This is a genomic window from Streptomyces indicus, from assembly GCF_900100315.1.
Taxonomy (GTDB): domain Bacteria; phylum Actinomycetota; class Actinomycetes; order Streptomycetales; family Streptomycetaceae; genus Streptomyces; species Streptomyces indicus.
Genome location: NZ_FNFF01000023.1, coordinates 24,573 through 39,397, shown reverse-complemented (window position 1 = coordinate 39,397; position 14,825 = coordinate 24,573). Strand labels below are relative to the sequence as shown.

The following is a 14,825-nucleotide window of genomic DNA, read 5'->3' as shown; positions in this document are numbered from 1 at the left end:
CGCCACCGCCGAGGCCCGGGTGAGATCCTGGGGTCCGTATGTCTACTTCCTTCGACGATCTCGCCAAGCTCGTGAACGGCGAGACCTCGCTCCGCGACGCCCACCGCCTCGGCCGCCGGCTCGAGGGGGCCCGCCGTATCCGCAAGCCCGAGGCGCGCCAGGCCGTGCTCGACGAGATCGCCGGCGAAGCGGAGAAGTCGGCCGCGCGCATACGGGAGCGGCGGGCCGCGATGCCCGCGATCACGTATCCCGAGCAGCTGCCGGTCAGCCAGAAGAAGGACGAGATCCTCGAGGCGATCCGCGACCACCAGGTCGTGATCGTGGCGGGTGAGACGGGCTCCGGCAAGACCACGCAGATCCCGAAGATCTGCATGGAGCTGGGCCGGGGCGTGCGGGGCATGATCGGCCATACGCAGCCCAGGCGCATCGCGGCCCGCACGGTGGCCGAGCGCGTGGCCGAGGAGCTGAACACCGAGCTCGGCGAGACGGTCGGCTGGAAGGTCCGCTTCACCGACCAGGTCAGCAACTCCACGTACGTGAAGCTGATGACGGACGGCATCCTGCTCGCCGAGATCCAGACGGACCGCGAGCTGCGCGCGTACGACACGATCATCATCGACGAGGCCCACGAGCGGTCCCTCAACATCGACTTCCTGCTGGGCTATCTCGCCCAGCTGCTGCCCAAGCGCCCGGACCTGAAGGTCGTCATCACCTCGGCGACCATCGATCCGGAGCGGTTCTCCCGGCACTTCGGCGACGCCCCGATCGTCGAGGTCTCCGGCCGTACGTATCCGGTCGAGGTCCGCTACCGGCCGCTCCTCGAAGAGGACTCCGAGGACGCCGACCGCGACCAGATCACCGCGATCGTGGACGCAGTCGAGGAGCTCCAGGGCGAGGGCAAGGGCGACATCCTCGTCTTCCTCTCCGGCGAGCGCGAGATCCGCGACACCGCGGACGCGCTGGAGAAGAAGAAGTACAAGTTCACGGAAGTCCTTCCGCTGTACGCGCGCCTCTCGCACGCCGAGCAGCACCGCGTCTTCCAACCGCACACCGGCCGCAGGATCGTTCTGGCCACGAACGTCGCCGAGACCTCCCTCACCGTCCCGGGCATCAAGTACGTGATCGACCCGGGCACCGCCCGTATCTCCCGCTACAGCCACCGCACCAAGGTGCAGCGCCTGCCGATCGAGGCGATCAGCCAGGCCAGCGCCAACCAGCGCAAGGGCCGCTGCGGCCGTACCTCGGACGGCATCTGCATCCGGCTCTACTCGGAGGAGGACTTCGAGTCCCGCCCGGAGTTCACGGACGCCGAGATCCTCCGTACGAACCTCGCCTCCGTCATCCTGCAGATGACCGCGGCCGGCCTCGGCGACATCGAGAAGTTCCCCTTCATCGATCCGCCGGACCACCGCAACATCCGCGACGGCGTCCAACTCCTCCAGGAACTGGGCGCGTTGGACCCGGCCCAGAAGGACCCGCGCAAGCGTCTGACGCAGATGGGCCGCAAGCTCGCCCAGCTGCCGGTGGACCCGCGCCTGGCCCGTATGGTCGTCGAGGCAGACAAGAACGGTTGCGTACGCGAGGTCATGGTGATCGCGGCGGCGCTGTCCATCCAGGACCCGCGCGAGCGCCCGGCCGACAAGCAGACGCAGGCGGACCAGCAGCACGCCCGGTTCAAGGACGAGACCTCCGACTTCCTCGCGTATCTGAACCTCTGGCGCTACATCCGCGAGCAGCAGCGCGAGCGCGGATCCAGCTCCTTCCGGCGCATGTGCAAGCAGGAGTACCTGAACTTCCTGCGGATCCGCGAGTGGCAGGACATCTACACGCAGCTGCGCACCGTCGCCAAGCAGATGGGCATCCATCTCAACGAGGACGATGCCGCCGACCAGCAGGTCCATGTCTCGCTCCTCGCCGGGCTCCTCTCCCACATCGGGATGAAGGACGTGAAGGACGGCGCGAAGAACGACTACTTGGGCGCCCGCAGCGCCAAGTTCGCGATCTTCCCGGGCTCGGCCCTCTTCAAGAAGCCCCCGCGCTTCGTGATGTCCGCCGAGCTGGTGGAGACCTCGCGCCTGTGGGCGCGGGTCAACGCGAAGATCGAGCCCGAGTGGATCGAGCCGCTCGCGCAGCACCTGGTCAAGCGCACCTACTCCGAGCCGCACTGGGAGAAGGATCAGGCCGCGGTGATGGCGTACGAGAAGGTGACGCTCTACGGCGTACCGATCGTCGCGGACCGCAAGGTCAACTACGGGCGGATCGACCCCGAGGCCTCGCGCGAACTCTTCATCCGCAACGCACTCGTCGAGGGCGACTGGCGCACGCACCACAAGTTCTTCGCCGACAACCGCAAGCTCCTGACCGAGGTCGAGGAGCTGGAGCACCGGGCCCGCCGGCGCGACATCGTGGTCGACGACGACACCCTCTTCGACTTCTACGACCAGCGGGTGCCCGAACACGTCGTCTCCGGCGCACACTTCGACTCCTGGTGGAAGCAGAAGAAGCGCGAGGAGCCCGAGCTGCTCGACTTCGAGCGCTCGATGCTGATCCGCGAGTCCGCGGAGGCCGTCACCAAGGCCGACTATCCGGACTCGTGGCGGCAGGGGCAGCTGAAGTTCCGCGTGACGTACCAGTTCGAGCCGGGCGCGGACGCCGACGGTGTGACCGTCCACATCCCGCTCCAGGTCCTCAACCAGGTCAAGGACGAGGGCTTCGACTGGCAGATCCCGGGCCTGCGCGAGGACGTGGTCACCGAGCTGATCAGGTCTCTGCCCAAGCCGATCCGCCGCCACTACGTCCCGGCGCCGAACTACGCGAAGGCCTTCCTGGAGCGTGCGACACCGCTCCAGGAGCCGCTGCCGGTCACGCTCGCGCGCGAGCTCCAGCAGATGGTCGGGGTCCCGGTGTCGGCCGACGACTTCGATCTGTCCCGCGTACCGGACCACTTGAAGATCACGTTCCGGATCGTCGACGAGCGCCGCAAGAAGCTCGCCGAGGCCAAGGACCTGGAGGCCCTGCGCCTCAAGCTCAAGCCGAAGGCCCGCCAGGCCATCTCGAAGGCGGCGGCCGCGACGGCCGAGCGCTCCGGCGGCCCGTCCATCGAGCGCACCGGCCTGACGGACTGGACGATCGGCACGCTCCAGAAGGTCTTCGAGACCCGCCGCGCGGGCCAGCCGGTCAAGGCCTACCCGGCCCTGGTCGACGACGGCACCTCCGTCTCCGTACGCCTCTTCGACACCGAGGCCGAACAGCGGGCCGCGATGTGGCGGGGCACCCGCCGCCTCATCCTCCTGAACATCCCGGTCAATGTCTCGAAGTTCGCCTCCGGCAAGCTCACGAACCAGCAGAAGCTCACGCTCTCCGCGAGCCCGCACGGCTCGATCCAGGCGCTCGTCGACGACTGCGTGACGGCCGCCGCGGACCGCCTGATCGAGAGCTTCGGCGGTCCCGCCTGGGACGAGGAGTCGTACCGGAAGCTGTACGAGAAGGTGCGCGCCGACATCGTGGACGCCACCGTGCACACCGTCGGCCAGGTCCAGCAGGTGCTCGCCGCCTGGCAGGCCTGCGAGCGCCGCCTGAAGTCCACGCGGAGCCCGGCGCTGCTGCCCAACCTCCAGGACGTACGGACGCAGTTGGACGCCCTCGTGAAACCGGGCTTCGTCACGTCCGCCGGACTGCGGCGCCTGCCCGACCTGATGCGCTATCTCACCGCGGCCGACCGCCGGCTCCAGCAGATGCCCACCGCCGCGCAGCGGGACACCGCGCGGATGGAGAAGGTGCACGAGATGCAGGACGAGTACGCCTGGCTGCTGGAGCAGTTGCCGCAGGGCCGGCCCGTCCCGCAGGAGGTCCTGGAGATCCGCTGGATGATCGAGGAGCTCCGCGTCAGCTACTTCGCGCACGCCCTCGGCACGGCGTATCCGATCTCCGACAAGCGCATCGTGAAGGCGGTGGACGCGGCGGCTCCGTAGGGGCGCGGCGGGGGTAGCGGTCCGGTCGCTTTAAGTGAGTTCGACCGCTGGGCCTGCACTGCTGTACAGTCTCATCTCGCAGCACACCGCAGCGGAAACCGCCGCGATCAAGTGCCGCGAAACCTGGTCCTGTGGAGCAGTTTGGAGTGCTCGCCACCCTGTCAAGGTGGAGGCCGCGGGTTCAAATCCCGTCAGGACCGCAGTAACGAGAAGCCCCGCATCAACTGGTGCGGGGCTTCTCGCATGAGCACGGTCAACCCGCAGGCCGCGCCCGCGGCGGAGCCGCCATCGATACAGCAAATCCCGTCAGGACCGCAGTGAAGAGGCCCGTACCGGAAGGTGCGGGCCTCTTGCGTTGCGCCACCGCCACCGGTACTTCACCACTAGGGCCATCCCCTGGAGGTGACCGATGGCGGAACCCGCACGGCACGCGACCCGGGCGCTTCTGCGCGCCCATCTCTCGGCCGCCGCCGGCTACCGCCACCTCACCCGCCACTGCCCCATCTGCCACCGCCTGCTGCGTCTCGCGATGCAGCCGGACCGGCCGGAGCCGCTGGAGCCGCTGGAGCGAGCGGAGCGGCCGGAGGGCCGGGAGGCCGCCACGCAGCCGTCGACCGCATCCGATCCGGTCTCCGAGGACGAAAGTCCCGTCAAGGGATGACCAAAGCCGACTGTGGGCATCCACCCCCGGTGGGAAGCTGATGAAGGGTCACGGAGTTTCCTCCAGCCCCACTACCGCAGCGACGGCATATGCCACAAGCCGCCTGACGTGTGACGGGTGTCACCGAATGCGTTTGGGGAAACCCGGAACTTACACCCCTCCTACAACTGGTCAATTTAATATGTGCAATTGCACCCCCTTCTGAGGTGCACCCGCCGGGTCCGGCGAGAGAGCACAGGGGCGCCGGCGGGGCCGTACGGGATGATCCGGCGACCGACCCCCACAAGCCTCCCCAGACCCGAACAGGCCCGCTCAGGGCATGCGGCAGAGGCATGAACCAGGGGCATAAAAAGATCGCGCTGGACCCGGCGGAGTCCAGCGCGATCGACGACGCACCCGAATGTCTTGGGCAGGGCCTCTGTTGGGGCAGTGACCCGTGTCGTATGGAGCTATGGGCGGACAGCGACCGGGTTGGGGGACCCAGAACTGCCCTGCTGCGGAGCTAAGGGGTGAATCAGGCCTCGCTGCGCTGCTGCGGGATGCCCGCCAGCAGTGCGCGGACCTCAGCCTCGCGGTAACGACGGTGCCCACCCAGCGTGCGGATGGACGTGAGCTTGCCGGCCTTCGCCCAGCGCGTGACCGTCTTGGGGTCGACGCGGAACATCGTGGCGACCTCAGCCGGGGTCAGCAGCGGCTCGGCATCAGGGGTGCGAGCGGTCATGAGCGGCCTCCTCGGGAGAACCGAACCTTCTCGGTTCTTTCCTCTAAATTCTGCACCTTGACCCGCGTTGCCCGAAATGGCGGACGCGAGTCGAGTCGGTTATAGGACGAACGGCTTGTCCTCGGCACTACAACTACACCATCTGTCCAGCCGCGTCGGCCAAACCGATGGAATTGCCCTCTCAGGTGTCCATCAACGACGGAAGCCGATGGACCATGCCATAGCGGACAGTCACGCCTTTGTGACGATCAGTCACAGCGTGATCAGAAGTCATCAGGCCCCCCAATCAGAGTGCAATGCCGAGCGTTCCGCCCCCAGTTGGGCGGAAGGAGCCCTCCCCGGACTCCTTGTCCTATTTTGGCATGGAGCAAGGGGAAGGATGCAAGGGTGATGTAAGTGCGGTCCGTCACGCTTGACCCAATGGCCCGGATCGGGACCTACGTCCTCGCAGCCCTCCGACCATAGCCCCAAGCGAGATGCGCAGAAGACCCGAGTGACTGTGAAATGTCCCGGTTTGGTCAGTTTGCGAACTGCCGTGCGCGGACGGCCCGCCACCGGTCCATAAGCCGTGCATACACGGCACCCGCCTCGTCCCCGTCGCCTTCACGCAGCGCGGCGATCCCCGCCGCCACGTCCGCGGCCGAGTGGTCCTCGTCGAGGTGGTCGGAGGGCAGGGCGTGCACCAGGCCGCCGTAGTCCAGCTCGACGAGCGAGCGCGGATGGAACTCTTCGAGCCACCGCCCGACGTCCGTCACGCCCTCGACCAGCGGCCCCTCGTCGAAGTGCTCGCGCAGGGTCCGCAGCGCCCGCGCGACCCTGCGCCGGGCCTGCACCATCGGTGTGCGGTAGCGCAGCAGGGGCGCGGCCCCGCCGGTGCCCGCCTCTTCCCCGTGGACGCGCTGCTCCTCGTGCGCGCGCGTCTCCTCGTACGCGTGCTCCTCTTCGTACGCGTACTTCTCCTCGTACCTGCGCTCCTCGTCGGAGAAGAGGACGAACCAGCTCAGCGGGACGTGCCAGGTCGCCTGGCGGATCCAAGGGCGGGCGTCCGGGTTGCGCTCCAGCCAGGACGCGTAGTCCTGGGCGGTCTGCCGACGGACCACCGGCGGCAGCACCGCGTCGAGCACCGGCCGCGGCAGCTGCTCGTCCAGGGCGCCCAGCGCCTGCCAGCCGCGCAGCCGGGTGCGCCAGGGGCACACGCACAGCACCCCGTCGACCTGGAGGACGAAGGCGTCGCTGCTCTCGTGGACGGGGACCGGGACGGGCGGGGTGGGCACCAAGTCGCGCAGGGAGCGGCGCAGTTCGTCCTGGTACGAGGGGCGCTGCCCGCGCTCCGCGTACCGCAGCCAGTGCGAGCGCTCGGGCTCGGGGAACGCGGCCAGCGGCTCGTACACGCGCAGATAGGACGTGTAGGGGACGCACACCGCCGAAACCTTGGGCACGCCTGCTCCCTCCCCTGCCGGGCCGCTCGGAAACGCCGTCGGCCGCCTGGCGGACCTGCCGCGGAAACCCGCCCGGAACCCAACGGAATCGTCCCACGGCACCCGCTCGCGAGAGAGTGATCCGCAGCACTGCGGTGCTGGGGAGGCACGACAGGTCTTAATCTGCTGTCCAACGGCCTCCCCACCCACAGGAAGCCGCTCCAACCGCCGCAATATCCATGGGAGTCACCACCGTGACCGAAGTGACCGGCGCCCCTGCCGACGTGCTGCACACCCTGTTCCAGTCGGACCAGGGCGGCCATGAGCAGGTAGTGCTCTGCCAGGACCGGGCGAGCGGCCTCAAGGCCGTCATCGCCCTCCACTCGACCGCTCTGGGTCCCGCCCTCGGCGGCACCCGCTTCTACCCGTACGCCACGGAGGCCGAGGCCGTCGCCGACGCCCTCAACCTCGCGCGCGGGATGTCGTACAAGAACGCCATGGCCGGGCTCGACCACGGCGGCGGCAAGGCCGTGATCATCGGGGATCCCGAGAAGATCAAGACGGAGGAACTGCTCCTCGCCTACGGCCGTTTCGTCGCCTCCCTCGGCGGCCGCTACGTCACGGCCTGCGACGTCGGCACGTACGTCGCCGACATGGACGTCGTCGCGCGCGAGTGCCGCTGGACCACCGGCCGCTCCCCCGAGAACGGCGGCGCCGGCGACTCCTCGGTCCTCACCGCCTTCGGCGTCTACCAGGGCATGCGCGCCAGCGCCCAGCACCTGTGGGGCGACCCGTCGCTGCGCGGCCGCAAGGTCGGCATCGCGGGCGTCGGCAAGGTCGGCCACCACCTCGTGGAGCACCTCGTCGCCGAGGGCGCAGAGATCGTCATCACGGACGTGCGCGGGGAGTCCGTGCAGCGGATCCTCGACAAGCACCCGGGCGTGGTGACCTCGGTCGCCGACACCGAGGCGCTGATCCGCGTCGAAGGCCTCGACATCTACGCCCCGTGCGCGCTGGGCGGCGCCCTGAACGACGACACCGTGCCGGTGCTCACCGCGAAGATCGTCTGCGGTGCGGCCAACAACCAGCTCGCGCACCCGGGCGTCGAGAAGGACCTCGCGGACCGCGGCATCCTCTACGCGCCCGACTACGTGGTGAACGCCGGCGGCGTGATCCAGGTAGCCGACGAGCTGCACGGCTTCGACTTCGACCGCTGCAAGACCAAGGCCGCGAAGATCTACGACACGACGCTGGCGATCTTCGAGCGCGCCAAGGCGGACGGCATCCCGCCGGCCGCGGCGGCGGACCGGATCGCGGAGCAGCGGATCGCGGAGGCGGCGGCCGCCGCGCGGGCCGCACGGGTCTGAGGGCTCTGCCGCGGCCCTGTTCGAGCGCGCTCAAAGGGGCCGCGGCACGGCCGGTGGAGGCTGTCGCCGGGCGTGGCATACCGTCATCGACGAGACAAGCCTCACGCCCGTCGGCGGGTCGCATGACAAGAACAGGTTAAAATCGGGGCTGACCAGCGGGGACAGGGCATTCTGCGGCTCCTCGCAGCAGGCGCGTCCTGTGGGCGGCGTACCGTATGGGCGCTGAAGCAGGTACCGTTGAAGCTCTACGGCACGGTCTCTCCACGGAGAGTCCGTTCCTGATCATGAACGCGTGTCAAGACTCTGGGGCCAGCGCGCCCCATATCCAAGGGGGTCGAGCCATGGGGCGCGGCCGGGCAAAGGCCAAGCAGACGAAGGTCGCCCGCCAGCTGAAGTACAGCACCGGCGGGACTGATCTGTCGCGTCTGGCCAGCGAGCTGGGCGCATCGACTTCGCAGCAGCCGCCGAATGGTGAGCCGTTCGAGGACGACGAGGAAGACGACCCGTACGCCCAGTACGCGGATCTGTACAACGACGACGACGAGGACGACGAGGAGTCGGACCCTCCGTCGTCGCAGCGCCGCGGCGCTTGACCTTTTTGTTGCGTTAACAGGACCCGGTCCGGTGCTTTCTGCCGGACCGGGTCCTGTGCTGCTCTCACCCGGCCTGCGATGGCGTGCCCACTCAGCCCGGGAGATGAGAAGCGGCGCGCGGCGGAGACGCGAAACGGCGCCCGCCCCACCAGGGAGCAGGCGCCGTCACATGCGCGGGGCGGTCAGGCCGAGGCGTAGTCGCCCACCATCTCCGCGCCCGACGCGTGGTCGCCGCGCTCGGTGATCTCGCCCGCGACCCAGGCCTCGACACCGCGGTCGGCCAGGGTCTGGACGGCCACGTCCGCGGACTCCTGCGGGACGATCGCGATCATGCCGACGCCCATGTTGAGCGTCTTCTCCAGCTCCAGGCGCTCCACCGCGCCCGCCTTGCCGACCAGGTCGAAGATCGGGTCCGGGGTCCACGTGGAGCGGTCCACGGTCGCGTGCAGCGCGTCGGGGATGACGCGGGCCAGGTTGGCCGCGAGGCCGCCGCCCGTGACGTGGCTGAACGCGTGCACCTCGGCCGTGCGCATCAGGGCCAGGCAGTCCAGGGAGTAGATCTTCGTGGGCTCCAGGAGCTCCTCGCCGAGGGTGCGGCCGAGCTCGTCGACCTGCTGCTCCAGGCGCATGCCCGCGCGGTCGAAGAGGACGTGCCGCACGAGCGAGTACCCGTTGGAGTGAAGACCCGAGGACGCCATGGCGATGACCGCGTCCCCCGTACGGATACGGTCCGCGCCCAGGACTCGGTCCGCCTCCACGGCGCCCGTACCCGCGCCCGCGACGTCGAAGTCGTCCGGGCCGAGCAGGCCCGGGTGCTCCGCCGTCTCGCCGCCGACCAGGGCGCAGCCCGCGAGGACGCAGCCCTCGGCGATGCCCTTCACGATCGAGGCGACCCGCTCCGGGTGGACCTTGCCCACGCAGATGTAGTCGGTCATGAACAGCGGCTCGGCGCCGCAGACCACGATGTCGTCCATGACCATCGCGACGAGGTCGTGGCCGATGGTGTCGTAGACGCCGAGCTGGCGGGCGATGTCCACCTTCGTACCGACGCCGTCGGTGGCCGAGGCGAGCAGCGGGCGCTCGAAGCGCTTGAGCGCCGAGGCGTCGAAGAGGCCGGCGAACCCGCCGAGGCCGCCGAGACCGGTGGTCTCGGGGCGCTGCGTCTTCTTCACCCACTCCTTCATCAGCTCGACGGCGCGGTCGCCCGCTTCGATGTCGACGCCTGCAGCTGCGTACGAGGCACCGGACGGAGTGGTCTCAGACATTGCCTGGGATCTTTCGGGTCGAGGTGATGAGAGAGCGGGTGCTCACTGAGAAACGCTTACGGCCGGCGGATCGCGTCGGTCGCAGCCGTGGCGGCGGCGCCCGCCGCCAGTTCCGTCTCCAGGAGCTGCTTGCCGAGGAGTTCGGGGTCGGGGAGCTCCATCGGGTACTCGCCGTCGAAGCAGGCGCGGCACAGGTTCGGCTTGGCGATGGTGGTCGCCTCGATCATGCCGTCGATGGAGATGTACGAGAGGGAGTCGGCGCCGAGCGAGGTGGCGATCTCGTCGACCGTCATGCCGTTGGCGATGAGCTCGGCGCGGGTCGCGAAGTCGATGCCGAAGAAGCAGGGCCACTTCACGGGCGGCGAGGAGATGCGGATGTGGACCTCGGCCGCTCCCGCTTCCCGCAGCATCCGGACCAGCGCGCGCTGCGTGTTGCCGCGGACGATCGAGTCGTCGACGACCACCAGGCGCTTGCCCTTGATGACTTCCTTGAGCGGGTTGAGCTTCAGACGGATGCCGAGCTGGCGGATCGTCTGCGAGGGCTGGATGAAGGTGCGGCCCACGTAGGCGTTCTTGACCAGGCCCGAGCCGTACGGGATGCCGCTGGCCTCGGCGTAGCCGATCGCGGCGGGGGTGCCGGACTCCGGGGTCGCTATCACCAGGTCGGCCTCGACGGGCGCTTCCTTGGCGAGGCGGCGGCCCATCTCCACGCGGGAGAGGTACACGTTGCGGCCCGCGATGTCGGTGTCGGGGCGCGCGAGGTACACGTACTCGAAGACGCAGCCCTTGGGCTTGGCCTCGGCGAAGCGGGAGGTGCGCAGCCCGTTCTCGTCGATGGCGATGAGCTCGCCGGGCTCGACCTCGCGGACGTACGCGGCGCCGCAGATGTCGAGGGCGGCGGACTCGGAGGCCACCACCCAGCCGCGCTCGAGGCGGCCGAGGACCAGCGGGCGGATGCCCTGCGGGTCGCGGGCCGCGTACAGCGTGCCCTCGTCCATGAAGACGAGGGAGAACGCGCCGCGGACCTCGGGCAGGACCTTGGCGGCCGCTTCCTCTATGGTCAGCGGCTTGCCGTCCGCGTCCTGCTGGCCCGCGAGGAGCGCGGTGACGAGGTCGGTGTCATTGGTCGCGGCGACCTTGACGGAACGGCTGCTGTGGTCCTGGGGCAGCTCGGCGACCAGCTCGGCGAGGTGGGCCGTGTTGACCAGGTTGCCGTTGTGGCCGAGCGCGATGGAGCCGTGCGCGGTGGCGCGGAAGGTCGGCTGTGCGTTCTCCCAGACCGAGGCACCAGTGGTCGAGTAGCGGGCGTGACCGACCGCGATATGACCCTGGAGCGAGCCGAGAGAGGTCTCGTCGAAGACCTGGGAGACGAGTCCCATGTCCTTGAAGACGAGGATCTGAGAACCATTGCTGACCGCGATTCCCGCGGATTCCTGGCCTCGGTGTTGGAGGGCGTAGAGCCCGAAGTAGGTAAGTTTCGCGACCTCTTCGCCGGGAGCCCAGACACCGAAGACGCCACAAGCGTCCTGGGGGCCCTTCTCGCCGGGGAGCAGGTCGTGGCTGAGTCGTCCGTCACCACGTGGCACGTCCACGAGTGTAGGCGAGATCGACCCATGCTCCGAATGCGGTACCCCTGGATCTTCGTACGAACGTACGGGAAGCCCCTCGGACGTGGGACGTTCGAGGGGCTTCCGGCAGTGGGTCAGTCCTGCGGGTCCACCGAGGGGATCAGGCTCGAGGACACGTCGGGCACCTCGGGCACCTCGGACACCTCCGGGACGTCGGAGACCGTGGGCACCGGCACCTCGGGGACCGTGACCTCGGGGAGGTCCTGGACCGACGGGATCGTCGGGTACATGGTGCTGGTGTTGTAGTAGCTCGACTCGTAGATGAGGGTCGGCTCGGCGGGGCGGTGCGCCCCGCGGTCCGCCGGGCCGGTGGTCGAGCTCACACTCGGGCTCGCCGTCGGGGTCGGCGGCTGGGAGACGGGCGGCTGGGAGACGGGCGGCTGGGAAGCGGGCGGCTGGGCGCCGCCGAGCAGGCCGCCGAGGACGCCGCCGACCGTGCCGAGCAGGCCGCCCTCGATCTTCGCGCCGACGTTGGCGTCGAGCTTGAGGCCGAGGACCGCGAGCAGGTCGATGTCGTTGAGCAGCGAGAGCTGGGCGTCGACGTTCAGGAGCGGGGAGCCGCCGACGAAGACGTTCACGCCGAGGTCGGCGTTGAGCTTGGCGGCGATGTCGGCGTCGAGTTTGACGTCCGCGTCGAGCTTCACGCTGTTCGTCTTGACGTCGACGTTGCCCTTGGTGAGCTTCGGGGCGGTGAACGTGCCGAGCTTCACCTCGGCCGAGGCCTTCGCGTCGGCCAGGGTGCCCACGATCGCGCCGGCCGTCAGGTCGGCCTTGAGGTCCTTGAGCAGCACGGCGGTCTTGGCCTTGGTGTTCACCAGGCCGAGGCAGGTCTTCGCGAGCTCCAGGTTGCCGGCGACCTTGGCGTCCACGGTCGCGAGGCCGCCGGCCTGCACACCGAGGCTGAGGCCGGTGGCGAGCTGGAGCAGCTCCTTGCCCTGCTCGTCCTTGGGGACCTGGCAGTCGGCGGTGAGCTGCGTCAGGACCAGGCCCTGCGCCTTGAGGTCGGCGAGCAGCTTCGCGTCGAGGTCGAGCTTGACGATGCCGCCGTCGACGGGGGCGGTCTTCTCGCCCGCGGCGGCCGGGGGCGGGGTGGGCTCGGCGGCCGCGGAGGCGGCGGGCAGGGCGAGGGCGGTGGCCGTGAGAGCCGTGGCGAGCAGCGCGGCGGGTATGTGGGGCTTCATGCGTCTCTCTCCTTGACGGATGCGCAGACGGGGGCGCGGTATGGCGCACGTACGCACAGTCGAGCCAAGGGCACGGAGAGTGACTTCGCGATTTCTGGGGGTACGTACGGGGGACGCCGCGCGTGATGCTCTGGGCCGGCCCGTCCCGGAGCGCTGCGGCGGGTCCGCAGTCCGGACAGCCGTTGACAGGTGCGCGGCGACTCGGACACGCTCCTGCGTCATGCAGCCTCTCGGTGGCCGTCCGGTCCCGCTCGTTGCTCGCCGCCACGTCGACCTGGTCCGTGTCGCGAGCGCGATCTGTTGCGCGTGAGCGCCTTCTGAATCCGGCGTTCTGAACTCGGGTGTCTGAGTCCGGGTTTCTGAACTCGCCTTCTCTTACGGGGACTTGCCCCCGTTCTTCCCGCTGACCCCGCCCTGCCGTGCGCCGCTTCGGTGCGTCCGGGCGGGCTCGTATCGCCATGTCTGGAGACATCGTGAGCTCGCAGGAGCAGCAATCACCCCTGTCCGCAGCCAAGTTGAGCCGCCGCACCCTCGGGGCCGCCGTCGGAGCGAGCGCTTTGGGCGTGTCCGCCGCGGGGCGGGCCGCCGCCGGGGAGCGTGCGGCGGAGGGCGCGCCGTCGGAACGGCCGTTCCGTGCGGCGCGGGGACGGGCCTCACGGCGGCCCAACATCCTGTTCATCCTGGGCGACGACCTCGGCTGGGCCGACCTCTCCTCGTACGGATCGACGCACATCCGCACCCCCCACCTGGACCGGCTCGGGCGCCAGGGCGTGCGGTTCACCGACGCGTACAGCGGGTCCGCGACCTGCTCGCCGACCCGGTTCAGCCTGTACACCGGGCGCTACCCCGGCCGGACCGAGGGCGGGCTCGCCGAGCCCATCGCGGACAAGTCGGTGGGCCTGGAGCCCACGCATCCCACGCTCGCCTCGCTGCTGCGCGACGCGGGCTACGCGACCGCTCTGATCGGCAAGTGGCACTGCGGCTATCTGCCGGACTACTCCCCCACCAAGTCCGGCTGGGACGAGTTCTTCGGGAACTTCGGCGGGGCCCTGGAGTACTACTCGAAGCTGGGCCTCGGCGGCGAGTACGACCTGTTCCGCGGCGATGCGCGCGAGGGCGACGCCGAGTACAAGGACCTGCGCTACTACACGCGGATCCTGACGGAGGCGGCGAGCGACTACGTACGGCGTGAGCACGGCGAGCAGCCCTGGCTCCTGAACCTCAACTTCACCACCCCGCACTGGCCTTGGATCGCGGATGGGGACGAGGAGGAGAGCGCCGAGATCGTACGGCGGATCAAGGCCGGCGACCGGCGGGCGCTGTGGCACGCGGACGGCGGATCGCTCGCCAAGTACAAGGAGATGGTGGAGGACTTGGACCGCAGCGTCGGTGAAGTCCTGCGGGCGCTCAAGGAGTCGGGGCAGGAGCGCGACACCCTCGTCTTCTTCGCGTCCGACAACGGCGGCGAGCGCTTCTCCTACAACTGGCCGCTCAGCGGCAACAAGGGCTCGCTCCAGGAGGGTGGCATCCGCGTGCCGGCGCTGCTGCGCTGGCCCGCGCGGATCGACGGCGGACAGGTGAGCCGGCTGCCCGTCTTCACCCCGGACTGGACGGCGACGCTGCTCGAACTGGGCGGCGCGCGCCCGCATCCCGCGTATCCGCTGGACGGGACCTCGCTCGCCGGGTACCTCACGCGCGGTGAGGAGGTCGGGGAGCGGGATCTGTTCTGGCGCGTACGGGGCGAACGGGCGCTGCGCCGCGGGCCGTGGAAGTACTACCGCGGCACCTCGGGCCGCGACCAGCTCTTCGATCTCGCAGCCGACGAACGGGAGCAGGCCGACAAGGCCGCCGCGCGGCCCGAGTTGGTGCGGGAACTGCGGGCCGCGTGGGAGCGGACGGACGGGGAGCTGCTGGCGTACGTCTGAGTCCTGACGGGTCGAGGGCTGCCGGCCCGCTCCCTCTTGCCGGGTGAGGAGTCGTGGCCTGCACCCCTCGCCGGGTGAGGAGTCGCGGCCTGCGC

11 protein-coding genes and 1 tRNA gene are annotated in these 14,825 nt (G+C 69.5%); 7 read left to right on the top strand and 5 right to left on the bottom strand.

All coding sequences use genetic code 11. The features are described 5' to 3' along the window. Window positions 1–38: 38 nt before the first annotated feature. The 3 genes from hrpA to BLT97_RS33875 all read left to right on the top strand — a co-directional run bounded on the left by hrpA (window position 39) and on the right by BLT97_RS33875 (window position 4,632). Window positions 39–3,971 (top strand): ATP-dependent RNA helicase HrpA, encoded by a 3,933-nt coding sequence (hrpA, locus tag BLT97_RS33885; protein WP_093617275.1) that lies wholly within the window; start codon window positions 39–41, stop codon window positions 3,969–3,971. Window positions 3,972–4,096: 125 nt separating this feature from the next. Continuing rightward, window positions 4,097–4,171: transfer RNA gene (locus tag BLT97_RS33880), tRNA-Asp, on the top strand. Between the two features lie 209 nt (window positions 4,172–4,380). Beyond that, window positions 4,381–4,632 (top strand): DUF6274 family protein, encoded by a 252-nt coding sequence (locus tag BLT97_RS33875; protein ID WP_093617273.1) that lies wholly within the window; start codon window positions 4,381–4,383, stop codon window positions 4,630–4,632. 514 nt (window positions 4,633–5,146) lie between these two features. Here the strand turns inward: BLT97_RS33875 and bldC are convergent. Next, window positions 5,147–5,353, bottom strand: a complete 207-nt coding sequence (bldC, locus tag BLT97_RS33870; protein ID WP_003949541.1) for a developmental transcriptional regulator BldC — start codon at window positions 5,351–5,353, stop codon at window positions 5,147–5,149. 518 nt (window positions 5,354–5,871) lie between these two features. Continuing rightward, window positions 5,872–6,792, bottom strand: coding sequence for a DUF8083 family protein (locus BLT97_RS33865; protein WP_093617271.1), 921 nt, complete (start codon window positions 6,790–6,792; stop codon window positions 5,872–5,874). A gap of 233 nt (window positions 6,793–7,025) precedes the next feature. Between BLT97_RS33865 and BLT97_RS33860 the strand changes: the two genes are divergently transcribed. Further along, window positions 7,026–8,138 (top strand): Leu/Phe/Val dehydrogenase, encoded by a 1,113-nt coding sequence (locus BLT97_RS33860; protein ID WP_093617332.1) that lies wholly within the window; start codon window positions 7,026–7,028, stop codon window positions 8,136–8,138. 341 nt (window positions 8,139–8,479) lie between these two features. Next, window positions 8,480–8,731, top strand: a complete 252-nt coding sequence (locus BLT97_RS33855) for a DUF3073 domain-containing protein (protein ID WP_093617269.1) — start codon at window positions 8,480–8,482, stop codon at window positions 8,729–8,731. A 182-nt stretch (window positions 8,732–8,913) separates the two neighbouring features. Here the strand turns inward: BLT97_RS33855 and purM are convergent, their stop codons facing one another. The 3 genes from purM to BLT97_RS33840 all read right to left on the bottom strand — a co-directional run bounded on the left by purM (window position 8,914) and on the right by BLT97_RS33840 (window position 12,805). After that, complete coding sequence (gene purM / locus BLT97_RS33850) at window positions 8,914–9,996, bottom strand: phosphoribosylformylglycinamidine cyclo-ligase (RefSeq protein ID WP_093617267.1); 1,083 nt, start codon at window positions 9,994–9,996, stop codon at window positions 8,914–8,916. 56 nt (window positions 9,997–10,052) lie between these two features. Beyond that, complete coding sequence (purF, locus tag BLT97_RS33845) at window positions 10,053–11,582, bottom strand: amidophosphoribosyltransferase (protein WP_093617330.1); 1,530 nt, start codon at window positions 11,580–11,582, stop codon at window positions 10,053–10,055. 116 nt (window positions 11,583–11,698) lie between these two features. Continuing rightward, window positions 11,699–12,805: a hypothetical protein gene (locus BLT97_RS33840; protein WP_093617265.1), complete on the bottom strand. Its 1,107-nt coding sequence runs from the start codon at window positions 12,803–12,805 to the stop codon at window positions 11,699–11,701. 19 nt (window positions 12,806–12,824) lie between these two features. Here BLT97_RS33840 and BLT97_RS39145 point away from each other — a divergent pair, with 19 nt between their 5' ends. Both BLT97_RS39145 and BLT97_RS33835 read left to right on the top strand, forming a co-directional pair. Further along, complete coding sequence (locus BLT97_RS39145) at window positions 12,825–13,115, top strand: putative leader peptide (RefSeq protein WP_425442811.1); 291 nt, start codon at window positions 12,825–12,827, stop codon at window positions 13,113–13,115. A gap of 163 nt (window positions 13,116–13,278) precedes the next feature. Beyond that, window positions 13,279–14,730, top strand: a complete 1,452-nt coding sequence (locus tag BLT97_RS33835) for a sulfatase family protein (RefSeq protein ID WP_245769695.1) — start codon at window positions 13,279–13,281, stop codon at window positions 14,728–14,730. The last annotated feature ends 95 nt before the right edge of the window (window positions 14,731–14,825 follow it).

What these genes read in the sequence shown, in the direction of transcription:
- BLT97_RS33855 (WP_093617269.1), top strand. Translation starts at nt 8,480, where the DNA reads ATGGGGCGCGGCCGGGCAAAGGCCAAGCAGACGAAGGTCGCCCGCCAG.
- purM (WP_093617267.1), bottom strand. Translation starts at nt 9,996, where the DNA reads ATGTCTGAGACCACTCCGTCCGGTGCCTCGTACGCAGCTGCAGGCGTC.
- BLT97_RS33840 (WP_093617265.1), bottom strand. Translation starts at nt 12,805, where the DNA reads ATGAAGCCCCACATACCCGCCGCGCTGCTCGCCACGGCTCTCACGGCC.
- bldC (WP_003949541.1), bottom strand. Translation starts at nt 5,353, where the DNA reads ATGACCGCTCGCACCCCTGATGCCGAGCCGCTGCTGACCCCGGCTGAG.
- hrpA (WP_093617275.1), top strand. Translation starts at nt 39, where the DNA reads ATGTCTACTTCCTTCGACGATCTCGCCAAGCTCGTGAACGGCGAGACC.
- BLT97_RS33875 (WP_093617273.1), top strand. Translation starts at nt 4,381, where the DNA reads ATGGCGGAACCCGCACGGCACGCGACCCGGGCGCTTCTGCGCGCCCAT.
- BLT97_RS39145 (WP_425442811.1), top strand. Translation starts at nt 12,825, where the DNA reads ATGCGCAGACGGGGGCGCGGTATGGCGCACGTACGCACAGTCGAGCCA.